The organism is Arthrobacter sp. Br18, from assembly GCF_000520555.1.
GTDB lineage: Bacteria > Actinomycetota > Actinomycetes > Actinomycetales > Micrococcaceae > Arthrobacter_D.
This window is the reverse complement of record NZ_KI914867.1, coordinates 1-10,481: the sequence shown is the minus strand read 5'-3', so window position 1 is coordinate 10,481 and position 10,481 is coordinate 1. Positions and strand designations below refer to the sequence as shown.

General features: G+C 69.0%; 8 protein-coding genes and 2 pseudogenes. 6 read left to right on the top strand and 4 right to left on the bottom strand.

The window, feature by feature from the left end:
* The 3 genes and pseudogenes from Y704_RS24495 to Y704_RS23445 all read right to left on the bottom strand — a co-directional run.
* Positions 1-742: pseudogene (locus Y704_RS24495) on the bottom strand (glycosyltransferase family 2 protein); the annotation flags it as partial.
* Entirely contained in the window at positions 666-2,255 is a 1,590-nt protein-coding gene (locus Y704_RS22765; RefSeq protein ID WP_253904294.1) for a glycosyltransferase family 2 protein, read from the bottom strand. The gene Y704_RS22765 and the pseudogene Y704_RS24495, both read right to left, overlap by 77 nt.
* A gap of 68 nt (positions 2,256-2,323) precedes the next feature.
* Complete coding sequence (locus Y704_RS23445; protein WP_081747557.1) at positions 2,324-2,953, bottom strand: WhiB family transcriptional regulator; 630 nt, start codon at positions 2,951-2,953, stop codon at positions 2,324-2,326.
* Between the two features lie 257 nt (positions 2,954-3,210).
* Between Y704_RS23445 and Y704_RS0110455 the strand changes: the two genes are divergently transcribed.
* Positions 3,211-3,981: a TIGR03089 family protein gene (locus Y704_RS0110455; protein ID WP_026550084.1), complete on the top strand. Its 771-nt coding sequence runs from the start codon at positions 3,211-3,213 to the stop codon at positions 3,979-3,981.
* Positions 3,982-4,165: 184 nt separating this feature from the next.
* Here the strand turns inward: Y704_RS0110455 and Y704_RS20445 are convergent.
* Positions 4,166-4,654, bottom strand: a pseudogene (locus tag Y704_RS20445) (GtrA family protein); the annotation flags it as partial.
* Between the two features lie 209 nt (positions 4,655-4,863).
* Between Y704_RS20445 and Y704_RS0110445 the strand changes: the two are divergent.
* Genes Y704_RS0110445 through Y704_RS20435 form a run of 5 tightly spaced genes read left to right on the top strand, consistent with a single transcriptional unit; the run spans position 4,864 to position 10,462 of the window.
* Positions 4,864-6,036 (top strand): 5-(carboxyamino)imidazole ribonucleotide synthase, encoded by a 1,173-nt coding sequence (locus Y704_RS0110445; protein ID WP_026550083.1) that lies wholly within the window; start codon positions 4,864-4,866, stop codon positions 6,034-6,036.
* Between the two features lie 23 nt (positions 6,037-6,059).
* Positions 6,060-6,563, top strand: coding sequence for a 5-(carboxyamino)imidazole ribonucleotide mutase (gene purE, locus Y704_RS0110440; RefSeq protein ID WP_051476932.1), 504 nt, complete (start codon positions 6,060-6,062; stop codon positions 6,561-6,563).
* Positions 6,560-8,152: an LCP family protein gene (locus tag Y704_RS0110435; RefSeq protein ID WP_026550081.1), complete on the top strand. Its 1,593-nt coding sequence runs from the start codon at positions 6,560-6,562 to the stop codon at positions 8,150-8,152. The genes purE and Y704_RS0110435 overlap by 4 nt, the downstream gene beginning before the upstream one ends.
* Before the next feature lie 34 nt (positions 8,153-8,186).
* Positions 8,187-9,449 (top strand): mannose-6-phosphate isomerase, class I, encoded by a 1,263-nt coding sequence (gene manA / locus Y704_RS20440; RefSeq protein WP_035772354.1) that lies wholly within the window; start codon positions 8,187-8,189, stop codon positions 9,447-9,449.
* A complete protein-coding gene (locus Y704_RS20435) occupies positions 9,446-10,462 on the top strand; it encodes a lipid II:glycine glycyltransferase FemX (protein WP_253904289.1) in 1,017 nt (338 codons plus the stop codon). The genes manA and Y704_RS20435 overlap by 4 nt, the downstream gene beginning before the upstream one ends.
* Positions 10,463-10,481 lie beyond the last annotated feature (19 nt).

Below are 10,481 nucleotides of genomic sequence, written 5' to 3'. Positions count from 1 at the left end.
GGCCCGGCAGCCCGAGTGCCTTCCGGTGCGCCAGAAGACCGTCGGCGCCGATCAGGGCTGCCACCAGCAGGGCAAGGACAGTGCCCGACACCAGTGGACCCGGAAAGGGCGTCAGCATGGCGGAGCCCCCCGTCGCGACCGGGAACCGGACGGACACCGCGCTGCCGGCCAGGCACAGCAGCGCAAGGGCCCACGCCCCGAGTGCGGGTGCCCTGCCACGGAGAGGCCCGAAGAGCGCGACGACGGCGAGGACCACCGGAGGCGCTCCGATCGCGAGCGCCGAGGCCAGCGCCCAGGGACCCGCTCCTAGGAAATCCAGCGCTGCGGGCTGCGCCATCGGATCGAAGGCCACGGGAAATCCGAGAAGCTGTTGCCACAGGTTCGCGGCCGTGAACGGCAGCGGACTCCCCGGGTCGGCAAGGGCTCCCCGGGGAGCCCCGGAAGCCGACGCGAGGACGGGTGCAAGAAGGGCAATCGCCGGGACAATGGTCCACCACAGCGTTCTCGCGCGGCGGCGCAGCACCAGCCCGGCGCCCGCCACCCCCACGAGGGCGACGGCCAGCAAAGACGGCGCTGCAGGCGTGACCGCGGCCAGGAGCAGGCCCGCCGCCCCGGCCGCCGTCCAGCTGGGGCCCCCGCGTGTTCCCGGTGTCGGTCCTGCCCGGTCAGCGGCCGGCGCGGCAGCCGCCCCGACGGCACGGAACATTGCCAGCACCACCAGCGGCAGGAGGACGTGTGCCACGAGTGCGCCGAGCCGCCCACTGCCGATCGCCACGTGCAGCGCAGGCACGGCGCCCCAGGAGAGCGCCGGCGCCGAACCAGGCGGCCAGGCCGGCGAGCGGCATCGCGAGCAGCACCAGCGCAGGGACGGCGGCATTACCGTCGCCGAAACCGAGGACCGAGAGCAGCCACAGGACGTAGGAGAAGGCGCTGCCGTGCCCCGCGAAGCCCGCACCCAGCGGAATCCACCAGGCGGACGCGCTGGCCCAGAGTTCGGCCGGAGACTGCGGGAGGGGAAGGATCGCCCCGCCGGCAAGCGCGGGTGCTCCGACCAGCCCGGAGAGACCCACGAGGGAGGCAGCAAGCAGAATGCCGAAGCAGGCAACGGCGCCGAAGCCCACCCACGGGCGGCGCGAATCAATTTGTCCTGCGAAGCCGTCGCTGCCGCCTGGGGAGATGTTCCCGGCGTGTGCGGCGGGATGTCGGAGCTCAGCGCCGGTGGATAACGCGTGAAGGACAGACCGGCGGTGGGACCAGACCTCGCGTCGCGACGTGCGAAGCGCCCGCACCACGCTGCGGGACATCGTCCTGGTCTGCGCGATGGAACGCCGCCCCCGGACAAGGTCGAGGGGCCTGGCGACACCGGCGCAGCTCGCGAGGAGCTGCCCCGCCCCATACCCCGGATCCTTCGCGAGCAGGCCGAAGAGCAGTCGCGCGATTCCGCCGATCACGGCGCCGGCCGCGAGGAAGGGCACTTTCCAGAAGATGGAGTGCTTCAGCCGGAGGTAGACCTCGGCCCGGCGCGCTGCCCGGGGCGTCGCCGCGGCATCGGACGGGAAATCGGCGTGCCGGACGACGACGGCGGGGACCACCACCACGCGGTGGCCGGCGAGCCGGTTCCGCCAGCAGAAGTCGACGTCGCCACCGACGCCCGGTAGGACGGGGTCGAACCCGCCCAACTCGTCCCATGCCGTGCGCTGCACCAGCATGCCGGCGGAGCTGACGGCAAAGACGTCGCTGCGGGAATCATGCTGTCCCTGGTCAAGCTCATCGGCGTCGATGAGCGGGAGCCGTTCCGCCCATCGACTGATGGAGAGGCCCACGTTCTCCAACTTCTTCCGGTCGTGCCACGCCACCTGTTTTGCTCCGGCCACAGTGACCGACGGGGCACGCTCCACGGCGTGAAGCAGCTCCTCGAGGGCTGTCGGTTCAGGCGCGGAATCGTCGTGGAGCAGCCATAACCAGTCCTGGTTCTCAGTTCCCGCGGACGCTGCGCGCTGCGGGGGGATCTGTCGGGTGCCGGCGAGGACGGCGGCACCGAAACCGGCCCGCACCGCGGTACCGACGATGGCGCTGCCCGCAGGCAGCAGCAGGCTGAGGATCGATGCCGGGCCGTCAGCTGAAGCGGCGACGGTTTCGGTGGCGACCGGGTCGGTGGCGACCGGGTCTGTGTCGGCCGAAGCGGCGCCGGCGGGGCTGGTGGCGACGCCGACGTGGAAGTCAGCCGGACGGGTCTGGCCGGTGACGGCGTTCAGGGTTTCGGAAAGGAACTGGGATCCGTCGGAGGCTACAACGACGGCGGTGACGCGGCGGTCGAGCAGGATCAGACAGCTCGCTTACGGAGCCGCCGGCGCTCGCGCTCCGAGAGACCGCCCCAAATACCGAACCGCTCATCGTTCTCCAGCGCGTACTCGAGGCACTCCGACTTCACCATGCAGGAGCCGCACACCTTCTTGGCGTCCCGGGTCGACCCCCCCTTTTCGGGGAAGAAAGCTTCAGGATCCGTCTGCGCGCAGAGGGCGTCGGACTGCCAGCCGAGTTCACCCTCGTCGGCGAAATCCCCGGGCCGGGAGGGCAGGTCGATCCAACCGGTGCGCGGCTCGGGGGCCGTCGCCTTCCGTGGCTCGGCGGCAGGCTCGGCGGCATCAGGTTCGGTGACATAAGGTCCCGTGACGCCGGGCTCGGTGACGCCGGGCAGTAGGAGGAGGCTGCTCGGGCCCCTGGCTGCATCCCGAAGGACGACGGCGGGCAGAATGGCGAGGGCCTCGTGGGCGGCGAGGAAAGCGGTAGCCTGGTCGTCGAGGGCGGAGCGCGTGTCCTCGCGGTAGCGTCCACCCGCACCGGGATCAGCCGGATCAAGGAACCAGTCGTCGGGTACTCCCCGCGATCCGTAGCGGGTCGATGCCTGCGCTGCGATGTCTGGTCGTTCCTGGATCCGCTCTGCGTGCCCCATACTGTGCCTTCCCGGTGTTGCCGTTCCAGCTTCAGCCAAGGAGACCGTCGCGCCCAGCTGCTGGAACTAATCCGATGTCTAATTACAAGCGTGTAATACGTATCGAGTCAAACCGCGGGCGAATCTTATAGAGTCGATCCGGCGCTCTGGTGCGCGCCACGCCGATGACAGGTAGAGAGATGTCGGCGCGTCGGATATTCGTTGATCAACTATCACATCAGTCACAGTCATACCACCACAACCTTGCGGGAGACACAATGCCTCAGCACCCGAATCCGACCGAACAGCTCGATTTCCTCCGGACGGTGGCGTCGTCGTCACCCCGGCTGATCTGGTATGGGACGGACGGCCGGGTGGAGCTTTCGGGGCGCGTGTTCGACAACTGGGTGGCGAAGACCGCGAACTTCCTGGTCGACGAGCTCGATGCCGGCAGGGGGACCCGCGTGGCCCTGAACCTGCCGACCCACTGGAAGACCCTCGTCTGGGCCTACGCGTCCTGGCAGGCGGGTGCCGTCGTCGTCCTGCCGGAGAGCCCCGACAGCCCTGACAGCGGCGACAGGAACAGCGACGTCGTGGTGACGTCCTCCGCCCGGTCCGCGGTGGAGTCCCCGCGCGTGCTGGTTCCCGTGGCACTCGGCGCCCTGGCCCTCCGCTGGCCGGGCGACCTTCCGCGCGGAGCCGTCGACTACGCGGCGGAGGTGCGCTCGCACGGCGACGTCTTCATGCAGGAGAGCGCACCGGAACCGGGAAGCGTGCTGGTCGAGGTGGGCGGAGCGGTCGGCGAGGCTACCACCGGGGAACCCGTCCCGCGCCGGCTCTCCTTCTCCGACCTGTCGAAGGGGTTCGGCGACGGGGTGGGACCCGGCAGCGTGGCCCTCCTTGAATCCGGGTCCACTGTCCTGAGGTCACTCGAGGCAGCGGCGTCGGTGTGGGCAGCCGGGGGCACGCTGATCCTTGTCGATCCCGACGTTCCCGTCACCGACCAGCTCCTGACCGGCGAACGGGTTACTGCCCGGCTCGACGGGTAGTGAGGTCCTTGTCCGGCACCTCGCCGGCTGTGTCGATCGAACCTCCGGTGTGCGTACCGGAGGCCCCTCGGGCACTGTTTGCAGCGGATCCGGACGCCTGACCAGATACTTGACCAGGCACTCGGCCGGGCACGTCACCGGGAGCATCCTGCGACGCCCTCGGGGTCGGTCCCGTGTGGTGGTGGAGGAGCTCGTGGTCGTGGCTGAATGCTGGCTCTTCGTCGAGTTCGACGTTGAAGACCCAAAAGCGGTACGCAATGAAGCGGACGAAGGTGGCAAGGACGGTGCCGACGATGCCCGCAACGAACAGGTAGGTGGTGTCGGTGACTTCGAAGGGATACCGGACAATCCAGACGCAGCCGGCCGCAATTCCCATGCCGATCACGTTGATGAAGACGAACATGAGCAGTTCACGGGCCGCATTCGGCTGACGGCGGTGACGGAAGGTCCAGTAGCGGTTTGCCACCCAGGCGAAGACGGTGGCCACTGATGCCGAGACAAACCGGGCCTTCACTACGCTGTCGTCCATGGGCCCGTTGATGAGGTACCAGTAGAGGCCGTTGTCGATGATGAACGCCACACCGCCCACCGCTCCGAACTTGGCAACCTCGCGCCAGAAAAGCGAGGCGAGGCCCCTGATGCGCTCTGCTATTGCCGTCAATACAACCTCCACGGTCGAACCCGAATCAACTTTCACCGCAGGCCGGTGCCGCGAATTCCCGGGAAATCGCCAGCCATCGGCGAGGGTCCCATCCATCCGCCTGCCCGGTGCCTGGCGTCCAGCTCCCCATTTTACGGCGCCGCGCTCCCCGTTGCTGACGGAATATCCCTTTGACGCCGCTCCCGTCGCAGTGCTCCCGTTGCGGTAGGTACCCTGAGTAGGTGACTTTTCCCGTGATCGGCGTGGTTGGCGGCGGCCAGCTGGCGCGCATGATGGCAGCGCCCGCGGCGCAGCTCGGCTTCACCCTGCACGTCTTCGCCGAGGGCCCGTCCGTCTCGGCGGCACAGGTAGCGGCCCACGTGACGGTGGGCGATTACCGCGACGCCGACGCGATGCGTGCCTTCGCGCGCGGCGTGGACGTCCTCACGTTCGACCACGAACACGTTCCCGGTTCCCTGCTGCAGGAGCTGGCTGCCGAAGGCGTCAATGTCCAGCCGCCTCCCGCAGCGCTCGCGCACGCACAGGACAAACTGCTCATGCGGCAGGCTGTCGAACGCCTCGGACTGCCCAATCCGCGGTGGGCGCGGGTGTCCACCCCCGGCGACCTCGAGGCATTCGGTAACGCCAACGGTTGGCCCGTGGTGTTGAAGACTCCTCGTGGGGGCTATGACGGGAAGGGTGTGCGAGTACTCCGGTCCGCAGCCGAACTACCCGGGGCGAAGGACTGGTTCACCGGCGCAGATCTGCTGGCCGAGGAACACGTCCCGTTCACCCGGGAGCTCGCAGTACTGGTGGCTCGCACGCCCTCGGGCAGGACCGCCGCATGGCCCGTGATGGAATCGGTCCAGGTCGACAGCGTCTGCGACGAGGTGATCGCGCCCGCACCGGACCTCGCCGAGCCGGTGGCACGGGCTGTGACGGAGGCAGCGCTCAAGATCGCTGACGCACTGGACGTGACGGGGGTCCTGGCCGTGGAACTCTTCGAGACGCCGTCGTCGGCCCGGGGCTTCCTGATCAACGAACTAGCCATGAGGCCGCATAACTCAGGGCACTGGACCATGGACGGCTCCGTGACAGGCCAGTTCGAGCAGCACCTGCGCGCCGTGCTCGACCTCCCCCTCGGCGCCACCGGCGCCACGACGGAAGTAGCGGTCATGAGGAACTACCTGGGCGGCGCGAACACCGACACCTACGCCGCCTACCACCTGGCCCTGTCCTCGGATCCATCGGCCAAGGTGCACTTCTACGGCAAGGACATCCGCCCCGGCCGGAAAATCGGACACGTGAACGTGCTCGGTGCCGCCGGCGAATCCCTGAGAGAGGTGCGGGCCCGGGCAGGGCGCACCGCCGCGATCCTCCGGGACGGCATCGACCCTTGGAGGGACTTCCAGTGACAGATCCAGCAGTCGGGCTCGTCATGGGCTCGGATTCCGATTGGCCCGTGATGGAGGGCGCGGCCTCGGCGCTCGAAGAGTTCGGCATCGCCTACGAGGCCGACGTCATCTCGGCGCACCGGATGCCCGTCGACATGGTGAACTACGGGCAGGGCGCGCACCAGCGCGGGCTGCGGGTCATCATCGCCGGCGCCGGAGGGGCAGCGCACCTGCCCGGGATGCTCGCGGCGCTCACTCCCCTGCCCGTGGTGGGAGTGCCCGTTCCCCTCAAATACCTCGACGGAATAGATTCACTGTTGTCGATCGTCCAGATGCCCGCCGGGGTCCCGGTTGCCACCGTCTCGATCGGCGGCGCGCGCAACGCCGGACTGCTTGCCGTACGGATCCTTGCTGCCGGCGAGGGAGCTGAAGCGGAGCGCCTCCGCTCCCAGCTCGTCGCCTTCTCCGCCGCCCTCCAGCAGACCGCCCTGGACAAGGGTGCGGCGCTCCGTACCCGGCTCGGCGCGACACCGGCGGAGGGCCGATGAGTACCGACGCGACAGTGGGCCCGGGAGCCGCAGGGGCCACCCCCACGCGACTGACCGACCCCATGCGGTACCCCCAGACCGCCCCGCCGGCCGTCCGGACGAAACGCGCCTTCCTCCTCCTCGGCCTCACCCTGGTACTGCCGGGGGCCGCGCAGATCGTGGCGGGCAACCGCAAGCTCGGGCGTAACGCCCTGCGCGTCACCCTCACGGTCTGGGCGCTGGCGGTCGCCGCCGTCGTCCTGGCCCTGACCGACCCGCAGTTGGTGGTCACGCTGGTGACGCACCGCTGGTGGTCGCTGGTGGTGATCGCTGTCCTGCTGGGTCTCTCGGTGGGCTGGGCCTTCCTGTTCCTGAACACCCTGCGGATCATCCGCCCTCCGCTGCTGGACCGCCGCGTGAGGGCGGCTGTCGCCGCCACCCTCGCGCTCCTGATGGTGCTCACGAGCGGTTCGCTGGCCTACGGCGCCTACCTGCTCGGTGTCGGGCGATCGACGGTGGGGTCCATCTTCCAGAGCGGTCCGGCGTTCGATCCGGTGGACGGCCGGTACAACTTCCTGCTGATGGGCGGCGACGCCGGTGAGGATCGAACGGGCCGGCGGCCCGACAGCATCTCCGTGATCAGCGTGGATGCCTCGACGGGTTCCACGGTGACCTTCAGCATCCCCCGCAATTTCCAGAACGCCCCCTTCCCCGAGGATTCTCCACTGGCTGAGGTGTATCCGGGCGGCTACAACTGCGGTGACGAATGCATTATCAACAGCCTTTACACCACGGTGACCCAGAACTACGCGGACCTGTACCCGGACAGCGCGGACCCGGGGGCGGAGGCGATGATGGACGCCGCCAGCGGCGTGCTGGGAATCGAGGTGCAGGCCTACGTCATGGTCGACATGACCGGATTCGAGCAGCTCGTCGATGCGATGGGCGGTATCCGCATCGACGCGGGAGGCTGGGTGCCCATCACCGCGGGCGAGATCCCCTACTCGGATCCCATCCGCCATTATCCGCCGGACGGCTGGATAGCCCCGGGCGTACAGACCCTCGATGGCTATCATGCGCTCTGGTACGCGCGCTCCCGTGAATTCGTCACCGATTACGACCGCATCGCCCGGCAGCAGTGCGTCCAGCAGGCGATGATCGCGCAGCTCGATCCCGCAACCCTCCTCACACGCTTCCAGGAAATCGCCGCCGCCGGTACCCAGATCGTCGAGACCGACATCCCGCAGGATCAGCTGGGCAGCTTCGTCAATCTGGCCCTGAAGGCGCAGGACCAGGAGACCCGGAGGCTGACCATCGGACCGCCCGACTTCGGGGCGCCGGAGGACAACTTCGTGACCTACCCTGATTTCGACCTGATCCACGGGCGCGTACAGGACACGCTGGCGCAGGGTGATCCCTCGGCGACGGGTGGCGCGCCGGGCGACGGCGGCAGCCTGGAACTGGAGCGCACGGGACTGGCGTCGACGCTTCCCACCCAGGCCACCGGCAGCGAAATCACCGAGGAGTACCTCCAGGAGCTTGCCGTTCTGCAGGACGACGCAACGCTCATCGACCTGCTCGCCAACAACGGGGAATGCTCCCCGGCCTGACCATCCACCTGACCACACCCTAAGGACCGGCACCATGCACCTCCTGGAAAACCCGCTGCGCCCCTACGCCTGGGGATCCGTCACCGCGATAGCCGACCTCCTCGGGCGGGAGCCGTCGGGGGACCCCGAGGCGGAACTGTGGATCGGAGCGCACCCTGGATCACCCTCGGTGGCGGTACTCGCCGACGGCACTCGCCTGCCGCTGGATGAGCTGATCCGGGCCGATCCGGCAGCCACGCTCGGCGGGGCGGTCGCGAGCCGCTTCGAGGCCAGGCTGCCCTTCCTCCTGAAGGTCCTCGCTGCAGGATCCGCGTTGTCGCTCCAGGTGCATCCGAGCCCGGACCAGGCCGCGGCGGGCTACGACGCCGAGGAGTCCGCTGGCGTACCGGCGGATGCCGCGCACCGGAACTACAAGGACCGCAACCACAAGCCGGAGATGCTTTTCGCGCTGACGCGCTTCGACGCGCTGTGCGGGTTCCGCCCCCTCGGGGAGTCGGCGGCGGTCTTCGGTCACCTTGCGGGCCTCCTGGAACCGGGCTCCGAGGAAGCCGGGCTGCTCGGCACCGTTGCAGCCGATCTCCAGTCCGGAGCCCCGGCCGCGCTCCGCAGCGCCCTTGCGGCACTGCTCGCGCCGGGAAGTACCGTCGTCGCCGCCGTGGAGGCTGCCGTGGCGTCGCCTCGGGACACTGCCCCCGATGCCGGACGGTTCGCCGGCGACCTCGCCACGGTGGCCGAGCTGGGATCCCAGTATCCCGACGACCCCGGCGTGCTGGTGGCACTCCTCCTGAACCGCGTGGTGCTCCAGCCCGGCGAGGTGATCCACCTTCCGGCGGGGAACATCCACGCCTATCTGGGCGGTCTCGCGATCGAGGTGATGGCGTCCTCGGACAATGTGCTGCGCGGCGGCCTGACGGGCAAACACGTGGACGTCCCCGAGCTGCTGAGGACGGTGATCTTCTCTCCACTCGCCCCGCCGTCGGTTCCCGCCGCGACGAACCTGCTCGACCAGGAGCTGTACCTCCCCCCCTACGAGGAGTTCCAGCTCCAGCGCATCGAAGTGCACGACGGCGGCGCACCGGTGCCGCTGGCCCAGAACGGTCCTGCGGTGGTCCTCGTGATCTCAGGGAGCGTGAGGCTCGATTCGCCGAAGTCCGACCTGCCCCTGGACCGCGGACAGTCTGCCTTCGTTCCGGATGTCGAGCAGCCCGTCCTGGTCCATCCCGTTCAGGGTGCAGCCTCCCCCGCAGTCCTGTTCGCGGTGACCTGCGGCGCGCCTGCCGAGGACCCTCAGCAGTGAGCGGTGACGAGCTCCGAAGCCCCTCGATCCTGCAGTCCCCGGCCTGGGCGGACTTCCAGCGCGCTCTGGGCAAGAGGGTGTTCACCGGCAGCGGGGACGGATTCTCGTTTCTGGCAATCCTGGAGAAGACACCACTCGGCAGTTTCCTCTACGTCCCGTTCGGTCCTGCCGCGGAGGGCCGCGAGGGGCTGCGCCGCTCTCTCGAGGCCCTGGCCGCGCTGGCCGCCGCCGAGCACGCCCACTACGTCCGGGTGGAACCGGTCAGCACCGGTCTCGGCCCCTCAGCGGCGGGTGCGTTGAAGGGCCTCGGGCTCACCAAGGCTCCCACCGATGTGCAGCCGAAGCTGACCTGGCTGGTGGACCTCGGCCAGGACGAGAAGGCACTTCTCGGCGCCATGCGCAGCACCAGCCGTGGCCTGTACCGGAACATCCGGAAAAAGGGCGTCACCTTCGACATCTCGACCAATCCCGAGGACATCCGGGTACTGCTCGCCTTCCTCCATCGGGTATCCGAACGTGCGGCGTTCCGGGCCCAGTCCGACGACTACCTGACGCTTGCAGCACAGACCCTCATGGCGGCCGGCAGTGCGAAACTGTTCATCGCACGGTTGGACGGCACACCGATCGCCGCCGCCCTGTCCTATGACACCGGGACAACCCGGGTCTATGCCCACGCAGCAGCCGATGAAGCCCACCGCGGCCTCAACGCGGGCGTGCCGCTCGTGGTGACCATGATGATGGACGCCAAAGCCTCCGGCATGACCCAGTTCGACATGTGGGGGGTTTCCGCCGAAGATCAGCCCGACCACCCGTGGGCCGGCTTCTCACGCTTCAAACGCTCGTTCGGAGGCTTCGAAGTGGAGTACCCGGGCTCCTGGGACCTGCCGGTCAACACCATGATGTACCGGGCGTACTGGGTGGCGCGGCGCCTGCGGGAGGCAGCGGTTCCGGCCGCGCGCCATGCGCGTTCCATGGCTGGAGCGGCGGCGCGCGTCATCCGGCCCCGGCGCTGAACGCGCGGCCCATGGCTCG